Source organism: Psychrobacillus sp. FSL W7-1457 (assembly GCF_038593405.1).
In the GTDB taxonomy this organism is placed as follows: Bacteria; Bacillota; Bacilli; order Bacillales_A; family Planococcaceae; genus Psychrobacillus.
The window spans coordinates 1,452,500-1,472,347 of record NZ_CP151993.1; the positions used below are offsets into that span (position 1 = coordinate 1,452,500).

At 38.0% G+C, this 19,848-nt stretch carries 18 protein-coding genes; all 18 read left to right on the forward strand.

The window, feature by feature from the left end:
• The first annotated feature begins 9 nt into the window (after positions 1-9).
• A complete protein-coding gene (locus NSQ95_RS06790; RefSeq protein WP_342560521.1) occupies positions 10-1,287 on the forward strand; it encodes a pitrilysin family protein in 1,278 nt (425 codons plus the stop codon).
• Positions 1,280-2,584, forward strand: coding sequence for a pitrilysin family protein (locus NSQ95_RS06795; RefSeq protein ID WP_340883945.1), 1,305 nt, complete (start codon positions 1,280-1,282; stop codon positions 2,582-2,584). The genes NSQ95_RS06790 and NSQ95_RS06795 overlap by 8 nt, the downstream gene beginning before the upstream one ends.
• Positions 2,577-3,308 carry an SDR family oxidoreductase gene (locus NSQ95_RS06800; protein WP_340883942.1) on the forward strand — a complete coding sequence of 244 codons (732 nt, stop codon included), beginning with the start codon at positions 2,577-2,579 and terminating at the stop codon, positions 3,306-3,308. Before NSQ95_RS06795 ends, NSQ95_RS06800 begins: the two co-directional genes overlap by 8 nt.
• 119 nt (positions 3,309-3,427) lie before the next feature.
• A complete protein-coding gene (locus tag NSQ95_RS06805) occupies positions 3,428-4,234 on the forward strand; it encodes a YmfK family protein (protein WP_169358718.1) in 807 nt (268 codons plus the stop codon).
• A 17-nt stretch (positions 4,235-4,251) separates the two neighbouring features.
• Complete coding sequence (locus NSQ95_RS06810) at positions 4,252-5,106, forward strand: RodZ domain-containing protein (RefSeq protein ID WP_340883939.1); 855 nt, start codon at positions 4,252-4,254, stop codon at positions 5,104-5,106.
• Positions 5,107-5,162: 56 nt separating this feature from the next.
• The gene (gene pgsA, locus NSQ95_RS06815) at positions 5,163-5,741 is read left to right on the forward strand and encodes a CDP-diacylglycerol--glycerol-3-phosphate 3-phosphatidyltransferase (RefSeq protein WP_169358719.1); all 579 of its coding nucleotides are present in this window, start codon (positions 5,163-5,165) and stop codon (positions 5,739-5,741) included.
• 15 nt (positions 5,742-5,756) lie between these two features.
• Positions 5,757-7,013, forward strand: a complete 1,257-nt coding sequence (locus NSQ95_RS06820) for a competence/damage-inducible protein A (RefSeq protein WP_340883937.1) — start codon at positions 5,757-5,759, stop codon at positions 7,011-7,013.
• A gap of 172 nt (positions 7,014-7,185) precedes the next feature.
• The gene (gene recA / locus NSQ95_RS06825; protein ID WP_340883934.1) at positions 7,186-8,250 is read left to right on the forward strand and encodes a recombinase RecA; all 1,065 of its coding nucleotides are present in this window, start codon (positions 7,186-7,188) and stop codon (positions 8,248-8,250) included.
• A gap of 578 nt (positions 8,251-8,828) precedes the next feature.
• The gene (gene rny, locus NSQ95_RS06830; RefSeq protein ID WP_340883931.1) at positions 8,829-10,388 is read left to right on the forward strand and encodes a ribonuclease Y; all 1,560 of its coding nucleotides are present in this window, start codon (positions 8,829-8,831) and stop codon (positions 10,386-10,388) included.
• Positions 10,389-10,466: 78 nt separating this feature from the next.
• The gene (locus NSQ95_RS06835; RefSeq protein ID WP_169358656.1) at positions 10,467-11,264 is read left to right on the forward strand and encodes a TIGR00282 family metallophosphoesterase; all 798 of its coding nucleotides are present in this window, start codon (positions 10,467-10,469) and stop codon (positions 11,262-11,264) included.
• Positions 11,265-11,350: 86 nt separating this feature from the next.
• Entirely contained in the window at positions 11,351-11,617 is a 267-nt protein-coding gene (locus NSQ95_RS06840; RefSeq protein WP_169358657.1) for a stage V sporulation protein S, read from the forward strand.
• A gap of 251 nt (positions 11,618-11,868) precedes the next feature.
• On the forward strand, positions 11,869-13,623 hold the full coding sequence (locus tag NSQ95_RS06845) for a 2-oxoacid:acceptor oxidoreductase subunit alpha (RefSeq protein WP_342560522.1): 1,755 nt from the start codon (positions 11,869-11,871) through the stop codon (positions 13,621-13,623).
• Positions 13,610-14,476, forward strand: coding sequence for a 2-oxoacid:ferredoxin oxidoreductase subunit beta (locus NSQ95_RS06850; protein WP_340883930.1), 867 nt, complete (start codon positions 13,610-13,612; stop codon positions 14,474-14,476). Before NSQ95_RS06845 ends, NSQ95_RS06850 begins: the two co-directional genes overlap by 14 nt.
• 267 nt (positions 14,477-14,743) lie before the next feature.
• Complete coding sequence (locus NSQ95_RS06855; protein WP_340883119.1) at positions 14,744-15,031, forward strand: transposase; 288 nt, start codon at positions 14,744-14,746, stop codon at positions 15,029-15,031.
• Positions 15,028-15,915, forward strand: coding sequence for an IS3 family transposase (locus tag NSQ95_RS06860; RefSeq protein WP_340883118.1), 888 nt, complete (start codon positions 15,028-15,030; stop codon positions 15,913-15,915). The genes NSQ95_RS06855 and NSQ95_RS06860 overlap by 4 nt, the downstream gene beginning before the upstream one ends.
• 764 nt (positions 15,916-16,679) lie before the next feature.
• Positions 16,680-18,227, forward strand: coding sequence for a tRNA (N6-isopentenyl adenosine(37)-C2)-methylthiotransferase MiaB (gene miaB, locus NSQ95_RS06865; RefSeq protein WP_251552869.1), 1,548 nt, complete (start codon positions 16,680-16,682; stop codon positions 18,225-18,227).
• A complete protein-coding gene (locus tag NSQ95_RS06870) occupies positions 18,227-18,661 on the forward strand; it encodes a RicAFT regulatory complex protein RicA family protein (RefSeq protein WP_169358661.1) in 435 nt (144 codons plus the stop codon). The genes miaB and NSQ95_RS06870 overlap by 1 nt, the downstream gene beginning before the upstream one ends.
• A 133-nt stretch (positions 18,662-18,794) precedes the next feature.
• A complete protein-coding gene (locus NSQ95_RS06875; RefSeq protein WP_340883929.1) occupies positions 18,795-19,790 on the forward strand; it encodes a TAXI family TRAP transporter solute-binding subunit in 996 nt (331 codons plus the stop codon).
• Positions 19,791-19,848 lie beyond the last annotated feature (58 nt).

The window sequence follows — 19,848 nt, forward strand, 5'->3', positions numbered from 1 at the left end:
ATTCTTTTCATGTTTCAACATTTTGAATTAGCCAAAGGTGTCCAGCTTTATATAAGACCAACAGAACAATTTAAAACCATTAATATTTCCTTTAAATGGAAGCAACCATTAACTGTAGAGTCTGCTGCAGTAAGAGCGGTACTTTCCAATGTACTGCAATATAGCAATGCCAAATATCCAACATATGCATCTTTTAGAAAACGTTTAGATGAATTATTTGGAGCGGTATTATATTTTGACACATCTAAAAAGGGTTTAAATCATATTTTTTCTTTAAATGCCGAAACAGTTAACGATGCTTATTTGTCTAATGAAACTGTGGTAGATGAAGTACTTTCATTATTACAAACAGTGCTTTTCCAACCTAACTTAGAAAATGAGAAATTTGTTGAATCGGTTGTGAAGCGAGAAAAAGAACAAGTGATAGAACGTATTCAGTCTATGTACGATGATAAAACTCGTTTTGCACAGCAACGATTATTAGAAAATATTTTACCCGATCATCCTGCTTCTATTAGCGCTAATGGTACGGTGGAAACAGTGAAGGCAGTAACAAACAAACAATTATTAGAAATGCATCAAAACCTGCTTACAAAAGAACCGTTGTCTATCTATATTGTAGGTGATGTAGATGTAGAGGAAATGAAAGCTAAAATTAGTGAATTTTTCCCGTTTGAAGCTCGTTCTGCAGACATTCCAAAAGAAACAGAAAGTGCTGTTTCAACAAACGACAAAGAGTTTTTACATGAAAAACAGGACATGAAGCAAGGGAAATTACATATCTCTTATAGAACTCCAGTCACGTTTTACTCTAATGAATTCCCAATTATGCAAATTACTAATGGTATTCTTGGTGGCTTTGCTCATTCCAAAATTTTTATGAATGTTCGTGAAAAAGAAAGTATGGCATACTATGCCTCAAGTAGCTTTTCTTCCCTTTATGGTCGCATTTTTGTATTTGCTGGAATTGATGCCAACCTACAGGAAAAAGCTGTTGCATTAATAGACGAACAGCTAAAGGAAATGCAAAAGGGAAATATATCTGATTTAGAGATCAATCAGACAAAATCCATGCTTAAAAACCAGCTTAAGGAATCTCTGGATTCTGCTAGAGGACAAATAGAAATTTACGATCAATATAAAGAACTTGATGAATCCTTTACAGTGAAAAACTGGACCGCTAAATGGGAAGATGTCACGAAGGAGCAAATTCAAGAAATGGCTACAAATATCGAAAAGGAATTTGTCTATTTCTTATCTGGTAAGGACGGTGCAGACTATGAATGAAACTTACTTTGAACAGCTAGAAGAAACACTATATCACGAAGAACTTTCTAATGGATTAAATGTTTATATTTTGCCTAAAAAAGGCTTTTCCAAAACATATGTAACCTTCACTACAAAATACGGTTCTATTGACCGAGAATTTATTCCGCTAGGTAAAAAAGACCCTGTTACAGTACCAGACGGGATTGCCCACTTTTTAGAGCATAAAATGTTTGAAAAAGAAGAAGGAGATGTTTTCCAGAAGTTCAGTGAAAATGGGGCTTCTGCCAATGCATTCACATCATTTACAAGAACTTCTTATTTATTCTCCTCAACAGATAATATATTAGAAAACACTAATACTCTTCTTAACTTTGTACAGGAGCCATATTTCACAGAACAAACTGTTGAAAAGGAAAAGGGTATTATTGGGCAAGAAATTACCATGTATGACGACCAGCCCGACTGGAGGTTATACTTTGGTACGATTGAAAATATGTACAAAGAACATCCAGTGAAAATTGATATTGCTGGCACAATAGAGTCTATTAGTCATATTACAGCTGAGCATCTATACGAATGCTATAACACGTTTTATCACCCTTCGAATATGGTGTTGTTCGTTGTAGGAGCTGTAGATCCTAAAGAAATGATGGAATTTGTGAAAGAAAATCAAGCTAAAAAAGAATTTAAGGCTCCAGAGGAAATTGTCCGTTTCTACCCAGAAGAGCAGCCGCAAGTAGATAAAAAAGAACGCACGTTAAAAATGGACGTACAGAAGTCTAAGCTTTTATATGGCATTAAATCGAACAATGTTAATATTACCGGTGAAGAAATGTTAAATTATGAGTTGGCTATGCAAGTGGCAGTTGAACTGATATTCGGTAGAACATCCTCGTTTTTCCAAGAGGTCTATGAAAAAGGGTTGATCGATGAATCCTATAGTGCAGACTTCTCTATGGAGGAAGGCTACGGTTTTGCAATGATAGGCTCCGATACAGGAAATCCGGAAGAGCTTGGTCAGAAGATTAAAGAAACTATCACTAAATTTGCAACGAATTGGACATTGGAAGAAGAGGACATGAAACGAATTACCAGAAAGAAAATTGGTCATTTCTTACGTTCATTAAATTCAATTGAATATATTGCAAACCAATTTACTCGTTATAAGTTTAACGATATGAATTTATTTGATGTAGTACCAGCCTTAGAGAACTTAGGGGTGGAACAAGTCAAGAAGGCATTTGAAGCATTTAAGGATGAGAATACGCATACTGTATTTAAGATTATTCCTTCGAAGGAAACAGATAATGGCTAAGAAGTTTGCTCTAGTGGTAGGTGCGTCTGGAGAAATAGGGATTGCTACTAGCCTAAGTATGGCGGAGGCTGGATGGTCCCTGTACCTTCATTTTGCGAGTAATAAAGAGAAGGTGGATGAACTTATAGTTGCCCTCAATCTTGCCTATCCAGAACAGGAATTCTTACCTATTCAAGCAGACCTATTAGATACAAGTGCAATTGAAGTCATTGTGAATTCTATTTACTCTCTTCAATCGATTGTCTTTGCCCAAGGCCAAAGTCTTTATAAAGGTATAGAAGAGACCTCTCTGGAGGAAATAAGACATCTCTTTCAAGTACATGTAGAGCATCCGATGTTTTTAGCGGGAAGATTAGCGCCTAAGCTACGAAAGCATGAGCATAGCTCTATTATCTTCATTGGCTCTATATGGGGAGAAACAGGTGCTTCCTATGAGGCAGCCTATTCTGCTGCTAAAGGGGCTCAGCATGCTTTTGTGAAAGCCTATGCTAAAGAGGTTGCCATGCAAAAGACAAACGTTAATGTCGTCGCACCAGGTTTTATCGATACAAAAATGAACGCTCATTTAGATGATGAATCACGAGAGTTTATATTAGAAGAGATTCCTGCAGGTATATTTGGCAAACCACAGGACGTAGCCAATGTGGTTGTTTTTTTAGCAAGTGAGCATGCATATTATATTACTGGTCAGGTCATTCGAGTTAATGGTGGTTGGTATATTTAGGAAAAGAAAAGGGGGAAGTTAACTCTCTTTTCTTTTTTCCTTTTATTCGGTTATAAAATCATATATGATAGAACTATTAATGCATTGAGAACGTCATTCTATAAAGGGAGGAATACATGATGGCAAGTGAATGGTTTTTTGAATACGAAATTCAAGTAAATCGTCCTGGACTTTTAGGAGACATTTCTTCTCTATTGGGTATGCTACGAGTAAATATAGTAACTATTAATGGTGTGGATGAGGGTAGACGTGGTATGCTCATTAAAGCTGAAAAAAAAGAAAATATTGAACGCTTTGAACATATCATTTCCACAATGGAAACAATTCATTTAACTAAGTTTCGTGAGCCGAAGCTAAGAGATCGTTTAGCTGTGCGTCACGGAAGATACATACAAAGAGATGCTGATGACAGAAAGACTTTTCGATTCGTAAGAGATGAGCTTGGTCTACTAGTAGATTTCATGGCTGAGATCTTTAAACAGGAAGGACATAAGCTAATCGGTATCAGAGGTATGCCTAGAGTAGGGAAAACAGAATCTGTAGTTGCCGCAAGTGTTTGTGCGAACAAAAAATGGATTTTCCTGTCTTCCACAATGATTAAGCAAACTATTAGAAATCAACTCGCTGGGGATGAATTTAGCGATCGCAATATCTTTATTCTGGATGGAATTGTTACAAGAAAGTCAAATGATGAAAAGCATCTACAACTTGTTAGGGAAATGATGAGAATGCCTACTATTAAAGTAGTGGAGCACCCAGATATGTTCATCAAGCATTCCGAATATTCTATAGAGGATTTTGACTATATAATTGAGCTTCGTCATAGTCCAGAGGAAGAAATAACGTACGAAATGATGGAAAAAAATCATGCGATGACCGACAAAGGCATGGGTGGATTTGGCGGATTCGGTGAATTTAATTTTTAACGAAGTAGGTGTTTTAATTGACTGAACTTGGTACTCGTTTAAAAGAAGCGAGAACAGCAAAAGGATATAGTATCGAGGATTTGCAAGAAATAACAAAAATTCAAAAAAGGTATTTAGCTAACATTGAGGAAGGGAATTATTCCACAATTCCTGGTGCTTTTTATGTGCGAGCTTTTATCAAGCAATACGCAGAAGCAGTTGGCTTAAATGGGGATGAGCTTTTAGAGACATACAAATCAGAGCTTCCAAGTCCTACAAATGAGGATGTTGCAAAAACTATCCCTGCAACACCGTCTAGAAGAACTTTGGGTGGCCGAGCATCGAACAGATTCATGGAAATTATGCCGATGATTATAGTGGCATTGTTTGTTGTGGCGATAATTGTGATTGTATGGACACTTAGACAGAACTCTCCAGAGACGGAAGAGTCACCAGCAGTAGAAACAGAGGAACCAGTGACAATGGATATCACACCTCCACCTTCAGATCAAACAGCTACAGATAATGAAGAAGAGGAAGAGGCTGTGGAAGAAGAAATTGAGGAAGAACCAGTGCCTAAACTAGCTTTCACATTAGAGGGGACTCAAGGGGAAACTTCAACATATACTGTATCTGGTGCAGAAACTTATCAGCTAAAGTTAATGGCTAGTAGCGACAAGACTTGGTTAAACTTAAAAGACCAGGCTAACAAAACTTTATATGATAGCTGGGTTAACACTGGAACGCCATATGAGCTAGATGTAAGCACAACGGAACAAATTCGCGTGAGAGTAGGGAACGTTCCAGTTACAAAGGTTTTCATTAATGATGAGCTAGTGGAATTCCCAACAGATAAGACTCCACAAAACTTAGTTATAAAGTTCAGCAAATAGTCATCGATTAGATGGCTATTTTGTTTGAAATATGAAAGGAGTAGTTTTAGATGAAAATGAATATACCAAACCAAATTTCCATGTTCCGCATATTTTTAATTCCAGTATTTATGATTTTTATGCTAATTGATTTTAACTGGGGGGAAGCTAGTTTTTTAGGCGCAACTATTCCAGTAAATCACCTAATTGGGGCTATTATTTTTATTATCGCTTCTATCACTGATTTTATCGATGGTTATTATGCTAGAAAATACAATTTAGTAACCAATATGGGTAAGTTTTTAGATCCTCTAGCAGACAAATTACTTGTTTCAGCAGCATTAATTATATTAGTGCAGTTTGGAGTTGCACCAGCATGGGTAGTTATATTAATTATCAGCCGTGAATTTGCAGTAACTGGTTTACGTTTAATACTAGCCAATACAGGAGAGGTAGTTGCAGCAAACCAACTTGGTAAGATAAAAATGTGGACACAAATTATCGCGATTTCATCATTACTTTTAGGAAATGTATTTTTTGAAATGTTCAATTTCCCATTTGATATGATCATGCTATACGTTTGTCTATTCTTTACTTTATGGTCGGGATTTGATTATTTCTATTTGAATCGCAAAGTGTTACTTGACTCAAAATAGGAAGGAAGTTTTGGGATGAAAGCAGAGATTATTGCGGTAGGATCAGAATTATTGTTAGGACAAATTTCCAATACGAACGCAAGATATATATCCTCCCAGCTGGCAGAGTTAGGGATCGATGTGTATTACCACACAGTAGTTGGAGACAATCCTAATCGTTTGTTAGAAGCTATAAAAATCGCAGAAAATCGAGCTGACCTCATTATTTTTTCAGGAGGTTTAGGACCTACTAAAGATGATCTTACAAAAGAAACAATTTCTAAACACCTTAACAAAAATCTTGTATTAGATGATCATGCAATCATATATATAGAGGATTTCTTTAAAAGAGCTGGAAAAGTAATGACAGAGAACAATAAAAAACAAGCATTAGTTTTAGAAGGCTGTACTGTCCTTGAAAACAAGCATGGAATGGCTCCGGGGATGCTTCTTTCCACAGAGAAACATACATATATGTTATTGCCTGGCCCTCCAAAAGAATTAGAGCCGATGTTCCAATTTGAGGCTAAGCCGCTGTTGCCTAAACTGCTTTATAAAGAAAATGTAATTATGTCCCATGTCATTCGCTTTTATGGTATTGGCGAAGCAGAGCTGGAGAATGAAGTACAGGATTTATTGGACAATCAAACAAATCCTACCCTTGCGCCGCTAGCTTCTGACGGAGAGGTAACATTACGACTTACTGCGAAAGCAGATACGGAAGAAGAAGCTTGGAAAAGGATTGAAAAGCTACAAGCTGAAATCTTAAACCGTGTGGGCAAACATGTGTATGGATATAATAACGAATCTTTAGCCTCCAAGCTAAGAGATATACTAATTGACAACAAGCTAACAATTTCTGCTGCCGAAAGTATGACAGCTGGACTTTTTCAATCAGAGTTGGCTGCAGTCCCAGGAATGGGCGTAGCACTTGTAGGTGGCATTATCACCTACACTGAAGAAGTGAAAATCAATCAGCTTGGTGTTAAAAGAGAAACGATTGATGAACATAGTGTGGTTTCTAGTCATGTTGCAGAAGAAATGGCTAGTCGAGTCAAAGAAAAGTTTGAAACAACGATAGGTGTAGGTATTACTGGAGCAGCTGGACCAGATGGACATGGAGATCAACCGGCAGGAACGGTGTGGATTGGAATAGCGTATGGAGACGTTGCTCCAATTTCTTATAAATTGAATCTATCCGGTATGAGAAACACAAATCGTTTAAGAACAGTTAAGTTTACTATTCATTATTTGATTCGACTTTTAAGAGAAGAAGGATTATCGAAAATTTAATTTTGACAAAGGAAAACGGCTCAAATTATCATTTTGTGCTGTTTTTTTCTATCAAAATCTAATAGTGGTAAAAAATAAACGAATAGATGTTCGCTTTTTTCTTGTAAATTTCTCAAAGACCGAGTATACTAAAGATAGTAAAAAAAATGATAGTTTCTAGGAGGAAATACATTTGGCTAATGATCGTAAAGCAGCGTTAGAAATGGCTTTAAAACAAATAGAGAAACAATTTGGTAAAGGTTCCGTAATGAAATTAGGAGAGAAAACAGACCGTGAAATCTCTACCTCTTCAAGTGGTTCCCTAGCTCTTGATGCAGCACTTGGAATAGGCGGATATCCAAGAGGTCGTATTATTGAAATTTATGGCCCAGAGAGCTCAGGTAAAACAACTGTAGCGCTTCACGCTATTGCAGAAATACAAAAAACAGGTGGGCAAGCGGCATTTATTGATGCAGAGCATGCGTTGGACCCTGTATATGCACAAAAACTAGGCGTTAACATAGATGAATTATTATTATCTCAACCCGACACTGGAGAGCAAGCCCTTGAAATCGCAGAAGCTCTAGTCCGCAGTGGTGCGGTTGAAATCATTGTTATCGACTCTGTTGCAGCATTAGTACCAAAAGCGGAGATAGAAGGAGAAATGGGAGACTCTCATATTGGTCTTCAAGCTCGCTTAATGTCTCAGGCATTACGAAAACTTTCTGGAGTTATTAACAAATCTAACACTATAGCAATCTTTATTAACCAGATTCGTGAAAAAGTTGGAGTAATGTTTGGTAACCCGGAGGTAACGCCGGGTGGTCGCGCACTTAAATTCTACAGCTCTGTCCGCTTAGAAGTAAGACGTGCTGAAGCTATTAAACAAGGTACAGACATTATGGGTAACAAAACGAAAATTAAAGTAGTAAAAAACAAAGTTGCTCCACCATTTAAAACTGCAGAAGTAGATATTATGTACGGAGAAGGAATCTCTCAAGAAGGAGAAATCGTTGATATAGGTTCTGAATACGATATTATCCAAAAAAGTGGTTCTTGGTATGCTTACAATGAAGAACGTATTGGCCAAGGGCGAGAAAACGCTAAGCAATTCTTGAAAGAAAACCCTGCTATTAAAGAAGAAGTGGCATTAAAAATCCGTCAATCTCTAGGTATGACTGCTGGTGCACTTGTTATTGCAGCGCATGAGCCAGAGGACGAAGATGGCGAGTTCGAGCTACTTTTAGAAGATGAATAATAGTTAAAATTAAAAAGATATCAAGAGACTTTCTCTTGGTATCTTTTTTTAAAATCTATTTCTAATATTTTTTGTGAATTTAAACTTATCACAAAGTCCAATTTTAATTGAACTTTAGTATTTATGAATGAGCTAATTTCAAAAATAGAAGCTTTACCTATTAAAAGCGTTCGTTGATGCGACAGGCAGTGACTCTAGTCGGTTGAATGAACATGGATCATTCTTCAGAAAAGGGCCACCAGAGTTGAAACTAATTATAATACTCTTTGCTATGCAGATAAGTATCATGAATCTTTTATTGATTTTTCCTAGTGGTTTTACATAATAAAAGAAAATATGAAATTGTTTTAAATAAGAATTATGAAATCATTTTATTTAGGCAATACCTAAAGTAATAGATATCCTCTCTCTAAAACTAATAATATTCTTCCGTTTCCTTGACAGAGTATTTCTACATCTATACAATTAAAATTGTATAATTTCTTTATTAAATGACTAAAAAGCAGTACAAATATGCATTCAATTAGCATATATGTGCCGACTGAAACTTAAAAGTATAGCAAGAGGGGGTGTTCGAAATGACATTGGAAATTATCATCTCCGCTTTGCTTGGTCTTATTATCGGTGGCGCTGTTGGTTACGGTTATCTGAAAAAAGTGAATGATTCAAAAGTGACTGGTGCAAAACAATCTTCTGTACTCATTATAGAGGAAGCAAAGCGAGAGGCAGAAGCATTAAAGAAAGAAGCACTTTTAGAGGCCAAAGATGAAACTCACCAATTACGAAATGAAGCTGAATCTGACATCCGAGAACGCCGCATGGAACTGCAAAAACAGGAAAATCGGTTATTACAAAGAGAAGAGAATCTAGATCGTAAAGATGATGCTCTAAACAAGAGAGAAGTAAGTCTTGAGCGTAAAGAAGATGCTCTAACACAAAGACAACAGCATATCGAACAAAAGGAAAGTAAAGTGGATGAACTAGTTGAAGAGCAACAAACAGAGCTACAGCGTATTTCTACTCTTACTCGTGAAGAAGCAAAAACTATCATTCTTCAAGAGGTAGAAAATGAATTGGCTACTGATATTGCTGTGATGACTAAAGAATCTGAAACAAGAGCCAAAGAAGAGGCTGACAAGAAATCGAGAGAAATACTTTCACTTGCTTTACAAAGATTTGCAGCAGATCACGTGGCGGAAACTACCGTTTCAGTTGTAAACTTACCTAATGACGAGATGAAAGGACGAATTATCGGACGTGAAGGACGAAACATTCGTACACTCGAAACATTGACTGGTATCGATCTTATCATTGACGACACACCAGAGGCTGTAATTCTTTCCGGGTTCGATCCGATTAGAAGAGAGACTGCTCGATTAGCCCTTGAAAAATTAGTGCAAGATGGACGTATCCATCCTGCTCGAATTGAAGAAATGGTAGAGAAGTCTAGAAGAGAAGTAGATGAACAAATTCGCGAAATTGGCGAACAAACTACTTTTGATATAGGTGTTCATAACCTACATCCAGATTTGATGAAGATTTTAGGCCGTTTAAGATACCGTACAAGTTATGGTCAAAACGTATTAAAACATTCTACTGAAGTTGCCTATTTAGCTGGTCTCTTAGCTGCAGAGCTTGGAGAAGACGTAACACTTGCTAGACGTGCAGGCTTATTACACGACATCGGAAAAGCAATTGACCATGAAGTGGAAGGAAGTCACGTTGAAATAGGTGTAGAACTTGCAAGAAAGTATAAAGAACATCCGGTAGTAATTAATAGTATTGCTTCCCATCACGGAGATACAGAAGCTACTTCTGTCATTGCCGTATTAGTAGCAGCAGCAGATGCTTTATCTGCAGCTAGACCTGGTGCAAGAAGTGAAACATTAGAAAATTACATTCGCCGCCTTGAAAAACTAGAGGAAATTTCAGAATCCTATGAAGGTGTTGAAAAATCCTTTGCTATTCAAGCGGGTAGAGAAATCCGCATTATGGTTCGTCCTGATCAAATCGATGACATTACAGCTCATCGCTTGGCAAGAGATATCCGTAAGCGAATTGAAGAAGAGCTCGATTATCCTGGTCACATAAAAGTAACTGTAATCAGAGAAACTAGAGCCGTAGAATACGCAAAATAAAGTAAAAGCAATCATAACATTGAAAACAAAAGGCTTCGAAATGAAGCCTTTTTTTCGTGAAAGGACGTTATTGTAAAAATGAAAATACTATTTATCGGTGATATTGTTGGATCAATTGGTAGAGATACGTTGGAAAGCTACTTACCAAGACTAAAAAGAAAATATATGCCAGATGTTGTAATTGCCAATGGAGAGAATGCAGCTGCTGGTAGAGGCATTACGAAAACTATATTTAACTCTCTTTTACATATGGGAGTAGACGTAGTGACGATGGGAAACCATACATGGGATCAAAAAGAAATTATGGACTTCATCGATGATACAGATTATTTAATTCGTCCTGCTAATTTTTCAGAAGACGCTCCGGGTAAAGGGATGACCTCTGTAACGAAAAACGGCCACACTATTTCTGTCATCAATATGCATGGTAGAACATTCTTGCCGCCACACGATGATCCATTTAAAATGGCAACTGAAATGGTTGAAGAAGCTAAGCAGCTATCCCCAATTGTATTTGTAGACTTTCATGCAGAAGCTACAAGTGAAAAAATTGCCTTTGGATGGCATTTAGACGGCAAGGCCTCTGTTGTAGTGGGAACTCATACGCATGTACAAACAGCGGATTCTCGCATTCTTCCTGGTGGCACTGCTTATATTACAGATGTCGGAATGACAGGTCCCTATGATGAAGTATTAGGGATGAAAAAAGAGGACGTACTATACCGTTTCCAAACAAATATGCCAACTCGCTTTGAAGTACCGAAGAGCGGTCGTTCTGTGCTAAGTGGATTTTTCGTAGAGGTGGATAACCAAACTGGTAAAGCGACACATCAAGAGAGAATATATATTAACGAAGATTATCCATTTGAAGCATAAAAAAGTCTAAAAAATTTCTTCCGAGCATAAGTTAGTTTATGAACGAAAGCAAGTTCATAAATATAGCGATAAAAGGAGAAATGATAGTGGATTCTTTAAAAGTATCTTCTCGTTCAAACCCCAATTCAGTTGCTGGTGCATTAGTTGCAGTTATAAGAGAACAAGGTTACGCAGAAATGCAGGCAGTAGGCGCAGGAGCATTAAACCAAGCTATAAAAGCTATTGCTATTGCAAGAGGATTTGTTGCTCCTAGTGGAACAGACCTAACTTGCTCACCGGCGTTCACAGATATTATTATTTCTGGTGAAGATCGAACCGCTTTGAAATTATTGGTAGAAAAGAAATCAAAATAATATATAGCAGCAAGGCTTTCTTCACAAAAGGCTTGGCACTCTATATAAAGTTTCACAAAAAGCCGCTACTGCCTTTAGTAGCGGCTTATAATTTGCGTTTCCATAGTTTTTTGAATAAATCGTGACGGAGGGTTTCCGTCAAAGGTCTGAAATTCCATAAAAGTACAGGTAATACATAGTGTATATCGCTACTTCGTGATAAACTAATGAAGGAAAAAAGCATTTAAAGAGAACAGTAAGGAGATGTTTATATGTTGCAACAGCTTTCTTGGAAAGTAGGAGGGCAGCAAGGAGAGGGTATTGAGAGTACAGGCGAAATATTCTCTATGGCTATGAACCGCCTTGGGTACTACTTATATGGATACCGTCATTTCTCTTCTCGAATTAAAGGTGGACATACTAACAATAAAATTTGTGTGCGTCCTACTCAAGTACGTACCATTCCAGATAACTTAGATATTTTAGTGGCATTCGATCAAGAAACAATTGAAGTCAATTATAAAGAGCTTACAGAAAAAAGTATCATACTAGCAGATGCTAAATTTTCACCAGAGGCACCAGAGGACTGTTTAGCACCAATGTATATCGTACCTTTTACAGAGATTGCTTCTAGCCTTGGAACCTCTCTAATGAAGAACATGGTGGCAATTGGAGCAACGTCTGCTTTATTAAACCTAGACAAAGCCGTTTTCCAAGGAGTCGTTGATGAAATCTTTGGTAAAAAAGGTGAAGAAGTTGTTGAAAAAAATATGCAGGCTATTCAACAAGGATATGACACGATGGCTGAGCAGCTTGGGGACCGTCTAGGAGAGTGGGAAATAGCTCCAGCTGACGGCAAACAGCGTTTATTCATGATTGGTAATGATGCAATAGCTATGGGCGCATTAACTGCAGGCGTACGCTTTATGGCAGCTTATCCAATTACTCCAGCTTCTGAAATAATGGAGTATATGATTAAAAAGCTACCTCTATTTGGAGGAGCAGTCATTCAAACAGAAGATGAAATTGCTGCAGCAACAATGGCAATTGGTTCTAACTACGGTGGTGTACGTGCATTTACAGCGTCTGCAGGGCCTGGTCTTTCTCTAATGATGGAAGCAATCGGATTGTCCGGTATGACCGAGCAGCCATTAGTAATTGTGGACACGCAGCGTGGGGGTCCATCTACAGGATTACCAACCAAACAAGAGCAGTCTGATTTAATGCAAATGATCTACGGTACGCATGGGGAAATTCCAAAGGTGGTCATTGCACCAAGTACTGGAGAAGAAGCATTCTATGATACAATCAAAGCATTCAATATTGCTGAAGAATTGCAGCTACCTGTCATTATTCTTTCGGACTTACAGCTATCACTTGGTAAGCAAACAGTGGAGCCATTTGATTATTCGAAAATAGAAATCCGTCGTGGTCGTTTAATGGACAACGAAGAACTTCCGGAAACAGAAGATAAAAGTTATTTCAAACGATATGAAGTAACCGAAGATGGTATTTCACCACGTGTATTACCAGGTATGAAGCATGCAATTCACCATGTAACAGGTGTAGAGCATGATGAAACTGGCAAACCTTCTGAAGCAGCATTAAACCGTCAAGCTCAAATGGACAAGCGTATGAAAAAATTAAAGTTTGTTAACTTCGATGAGCCAGTGTACGTTAACGCCCCTCATGAAGAAGCAGATATATTGTTTGTAGGATTCAATTCTACTCGCGGAGTACTAGAAGAACTACAACAAACACTAAATGACAATGGAGTGAAAGTGAACCATGCACATATTCGCTTAATTCACCCATTCCCAACCGAACAAATGCAACCGCTAGTAGCTAAAGCTAAAAAGGTAGTAGTGGTAGAAAACAATGCAACAGGACAATTGGCAAACATTATTAAAATGAACGTCGGCGGTCATGACAAAATAGTGAGTGTATTGAAATATGACGGTACTCCATTCTTGCCATTAAGTCTTGCAAAACAAGTGAAGGAGATGCTAACAGATGGTAACATTTAAAGATTTTCGTAACAATGTAAAACCAAACTGGTGCCCAGGATGTGGTGACTTTTCTGTGCAAGCAGCAATACAGCGTGCAGCAGCAAACGTAGGCATCCAGCCGCATGATTTAGCAGTCATCTCTGGTATCGGATGTTCTGGACGTATTTCTGGCTATATCCATTCTTATGGCTTCCATGGTATCCACGGCAGAGCTTTACCAATTGCACAAGGTTTAAAAATGGCTAATAAGGACTTACACGTAATCGCATCTGGTGGTGACGGAGATGGGTTTGCCATCGGTATGGGACACACGATCCACTCGATTCGCCGTAATATTGATTTGACCTATGTAGTAATGGATAACCAAATTTATGGCTTAACGAAAGGACAAACATCTCCACGTTCAGCAGAAGGCTTTAAAACGAAGTCTACTCCAGGTGGAGCAATTGAACCTTCCGTTAAACCACTGGAGCTGGCACTTACTTCTGGAGCTACATTTGTCGCACAAGGCTTCTCTTCAGACATTAAAGAGTTAACAGCAATCATCGAAGCAGGTATCCAGCATAAAGGCTTCTCGTTTATCAATGTGTTCAGCCCATGTGTCACTTATAACAAAGTAAACACATATGACTGGTTCAAAGAGCATTTAACTAAACTATCCAACATCGAAGGCTACGACTCCACTAACCGTGAGGAAGCAATGCGAGTAGTAATGGAAAATGAAGGCCTAGTAACTGGAATCATCTATCAGGATGAGAATGCACCTTCATACCAGGATCAGGTACCTGGATATGCGCCAACACCGCTTGTGGATCAAAACCTGAAGATGAGTGAAAAAGAGTTTGATGCATTGTTAAAAGACTTTATGTAAATGAATACTAAGCTCATGAACGATTATCGTTCATGAGCTTTTTTTTTAAGAGTAGAATCTCTGCTATGGATGCGTATTTAGTGGGTGGTTGCACGGAAATGTCGGGAGGTGCACGTAAGCGAGTGGAGCGCCCATAAGTAATAGCAAAGTGTCCCATAAACGAGTTGAAACCGCCCATAAAGCGTGTACAAGTAGAGATAGTATAAAAAGTAGACATGTTAAAACACGACCTTCATACTTATAGAAAATAAAGGGAGCGTGTTTATTATGATAAGGACAAGTAGAGAAATGCGTGATTATCTGGTGAAATTGGTAATCGAAGATGGAAGAAAGGCAACCGAATTAGGATATGAACATGGGATCAAGCCGCAAAGAATTCGTGCCTGGGTAAGGGCCTACAACAAGAAGCAGGAGCTTTCAAATAATGAACAGCTCATCTCTTCTACAGAACTGAAAAGACGCATAGCAGAGCTAGAGAAGAACGAAAAAGAACTGAAGGAGGAAAATGAAATCTTAAAAAAGGCCATGCATGTCTTCGCCAAAGGCCACACGTGATATTTACGTTCATAGAGGAACATCAAAATGAGTTTCGCGTGGTGAAGATGTCTGAAGTTTTAAAGGTTTCAACTAGTGGTTATTACAAATGGTTGAGAGAAAAAGAGAAACGGAACAGAATTCAAGAGGAAAAAGAAGAAATCAACCAACTGATCCGAACCAGCTTCATTGAAAGTCATGGAACTTATGGCAGCCCGCGAATCGCAAAAGATTTGGAGGCGCAAGGTGTTCACGTGTGTGAGCGGACAATAGGGAAACGAATGAACGAGATGGGACTCCGTGCGACATCAGCGACCCCTTACGTGGTGACGACGGATTCCAATCACCAACATCCTATCTATCCAAATCTGCTTGAACGCAAATTCTTGGCGGAAGCACCTAATACCGTATGGGTAACAGATATAACGTATATCTGGACTATACAGGGGTGGTTATATCTGGCGAGCGTGATGGACCTTTTTTCACGAAAAATTATTGGCTGGAGTATTAGAGACAATATGAAAAAAGAATTACCCTTCGAAGCCCTCCAACAGGCAATTATGATAAGGGACCCAGGGGAAGGACTAATTCATCACTCGGACCGTGGATCGCAATATTGTTCGCAGGATTATACCGGATTATTGACCGAAAGAGAAATGAAGGGCAGCATGAGTCGCAAGGGAGATCCTTATGACAATGCCTGTATCGAGTCGTTCCATGCGACGATCAAGAAAGAGTTGATCTACCGCCATAAATGGGAGACGCGTGAGCAAGCAATCAAAGCGGTTGGGCATTATATTGACCAATTCTATAATACGAGAAGAAGGCATTCCACGTTGGGTTATGTGAGTCCTGTAGACTTTGAACAAGCGTTCATTAAAAGTTGTCTTTTGGCTGCAGGGTGAGAAAATCAGAGATGGTGGAAATAGGATAGGTATGGTTGTGACCTATCCTGTTTTCACCATCCCAGCAAGCGACAGCGCGGTAGTGGAAGAAAAAAAGTTGTGAATTAATTTGTCTACTTTCTTTACAGAAGACCACAAGTGTCCCATAAATCACAGAAACCCGCCCATAAACAAAGAAGGCGCCCATAAGTAATAGCAAAGTGTCCCATAAACGAGTTGAACCCGCCCATAAAGCGTGTACAAGTGTCCCATAAATCACAGAAACCCGCCCATAAACAAAGAAAGCGCCCATAAGTAATAGCAAAGTGTCCTATAACAAGTTGAAAACGGCCCATAAAGCATGGACAAGTGCCCCATAAATCACAGAAACCCGCCCATAAACAAAGAAAGCGCCCATAAATAATAGTAAAGTGTCCCATAACAAGTTGAGAACAGCCCATAAAGCATGTACAAGTGCACCATAAACTCCAACAAACCACCCATAACCATAAGCTCACCATAATGCCATACCAGAAGTTTCTCCCAAACCACCATAACAACCTAAAAAGGACCCCCTAAAACAAGGGAATCCCAGCAGCACAAACTCTATTATTCAAATCACAATCTTATCTAATTCCCATTAAGTACACTATATAAACCAAAAAACCGTACATATTTTGTCTAAATAAGAAATTTTAAGCTTAATGCCTTGTAGCAATGGAGCACTATTCAGTATAATAGGATGGATATTCGGATTTTGGCGAATGAAAGAAAGGGGAGTTCTTATGAACGAGGAATCACGTTTACAAAGTACTCAAATAAAAGAAACTACTTCTCCCGAGAAAAACGTGGAGAAAGATTATAGCAAATATTTTCAAGCAGTTTACACTCCCCCGTCCTTAAAAGATGCAAAAAAACGTGGGAAAGAAGAAGTGGCTTATCACAACGACTTTTCAATTGCAGATGAATTCAAAGGGATGGGACAAAATCGTAAATTTTATATACGTACCTATGGATGTCAAATGAATGAACATGACACAGAAGTAATGGCTGGGATTTTCATGCAGTTGGGATATGAGCCAACTAATACAGTGGAAGATGCTAATGTCATCCTTTTAAATACTTGCGCTATTCGTGAAAACGCGGAGAACAAAGTATTTGGTGAACTTGGTCATTTAAAGCATTTAAGAAGAAATAATCCTGATTTGCTGATCGGCGTATGTGGATGTATGTCCCAGGAAGAATCCGTAGTAAAGAAAATTTTGAAAACGTACGATCAAGTAGATATGATTTTTGGTACACACAATATTCACCGTTTACCTAACATTCTTAATGAGGCGTACCTATCAAAAGAGATGGTTATCGAAGTATGGTCTAAAGAAGGGGATGTAATAGAGAACCTTCCGCGAGTACGTAAGGGGTCTATTAAAGCCTGGGTTAACATTATGTATGGCTGTGATAAGTTCTGTACATATTGCATCGTGCCATATACACGAGGTAAAGAGCGTAGCCGTCGACCAGAGGATATTATTCAAGAAATTCGCCACCTTGCAGCTCAAGGCTATAAGGAAATTACACTGCTTGGTCAGAATGTAAACGCTTATGGAAAAGACTTTACAGACTTAGATTATCGTTTTGGCGACTTAATGGATGATTTAAATAAAATTGATGTAGCGAGAATTCGTTTTATGACTAGTCACCCAAGAGACTTTGATGATCATTTAATCGAAGTTTTAGCAAAGGGCGGCAACTTGGTAGAGCATATTCATTTACCAGTTCAGTCAGGCTCATCTGATATTTTAAAAATTATGGCTCGTAAATATACAAGAGAACATTATTTAGAGCTAGTAAGAAAGATTAAAACTGCTATTCCGAATGCCTCATTGTCAACGGATATTATTGTTGGTTTTCCTAATGAAACGGACGAACAATTTGAGGAAACGTTATCTCTTTATAAAGAGGTAGGATTTGAAATTGCATACACTTATATTTATTCTCCACGTGAAGGCACTCCAGCAGCTAAAATGATTGATAACGTGCCAATGGAAGTGAAGAAGGAAAGACTTCAACGTTTAAATGCACTAGTAAATGAAATGTCTGCAGAGGCAATGAAAAAGCTTGAAGGTGATATTGTAGAGGTATTGGTAGAAGGGGAAAGTAAAAATAACCCTGATGTACTTGCTGGATATACCCGAAAAAGCAAACTAGTGAATTTTGTTGGACCTAAAGATATTATCGGGAAACTTGTTCAAGTTAAAATTACAAATGCAAAAACATGGTCACTTACTGGTGAACTAGTAGAAGCAACAATTGAGGAAAAGGTGGGTATATAATGACTACTAAATACACTAGAGATGATATTATTGAAAAGGCTAGAGAAATAGCTACTATGATTGCAAACACGGAAGAAGTTGACTTCTTTAAACGTGCAGAAGCACAAATTAATGAAAATCAATCCGTTCGCGAGAAAATTGCTAGCTTAAAGAGCTTACAGAAACAAGCTGTTAACTTCCAACATCTTGGAAAAGAAAAAGCATTGAAAATGATTGAAGGTAAAATTGCTGCAATCGAAGAAGAAATCGACAGTATTCCAATTGTTCAAGAGTTTAAGCAATCGCAAGGTGATGTAAATAGTCTGTTACAGCTAGTTGCTAATTCAATCTCAAACAATGTTACTAACCAAATTATTGAATCTACTGAAGGCGATCTTCTTAGAGGAGAAACTGGCTCTAAGGTCAAAAACACTACTTACGATAGCTGTTCATAATTATAAACGACAAAACATACACTGTATCTACACGATACAATGTATGTTTTTTTATTTGGACAAAATTCTAAATTAATTATGTAATAACGCTCGCTACCCGTTAAATTGATATTTAAAAAGGGAGGAAATGTAAATGGAGAATAGACAATTGAAATGGTTAGCTGTTTTAAGCATTTTTACGTTATTAATTTTAGCTGCATGCGGTTCAGATGATGATGACAGTGAAACAGGATCTGGAGATTCAGCCAAAACCGAAGCAGAGTATAAATTTTTAAGTATTTTAACTGGTGGAACTCAAGGGACATATTATCCACTAGGTGGTACTTTTGCTGAATTAGTTTCTGAAGAGACAGGTATAAAAACTACTGCTGAAGTATCACAAGCTTCAGCTGCAAATATGACTGCACTACAGGAGGGGAAAGGAAATATTGCCTTCGTACAAACTGACATCGCATATTATGGGACGGAAGGAACAGAAATGTTCGAAGGGAAAAAATTAGATAATATAGTTGCTCTTGGCGCACTTTACCCAGAAACAGTACAACTAGTAACTTTAGCCGACTCAGGGATTAATTCCTTTGAAGATTTAAAAGGTAAAAAAGTTTCGGTTGGTGCTCCTGGTTCAGGAACGTATGCAAACGCTGAACAGCTTTTAGAAATTCATGGATTATCGATCGAAGATGACATCGAAGCTCAAAACTTAGATTTTGGGGAGTCTACAGATGGATTATCGACAGGTCAAATTGAGGCAGCTTTCATCACAGCTGGTTATCCTACGTCAGCAGTTGAGAGCTTAAATGCCACAAACAAAGTTAACATTATTCCGGTTACTGAAGATAAAGCAAAAGAGCTTATTGAAAAATATCCATACTATGCTTTAGATGCAGTACCTAAAGGAACTTATGGCCTTACAAAGGAAGTACCAGCTGTATCCGTATTAGCAATGTTAGCAGTTACGAAGGACCTTCCAGAGGATTTAGTTTATGAAATAACAAAAGGCATCTACGGCAATACAGATAAAATTAGCCATGCTAAAGGTGCGTTTATTAAAGCTGAAACTGCTCTAGATGGTATTGGTATAGAAGTTCATCCTGGTGCTCAAAAATATTTTGATGAAGTAAACAAGTAACTATTACGGAAAAGAGGCTTTGACGCGTACAGCTTCGAGTCTCTTTTCTAATGGAGTG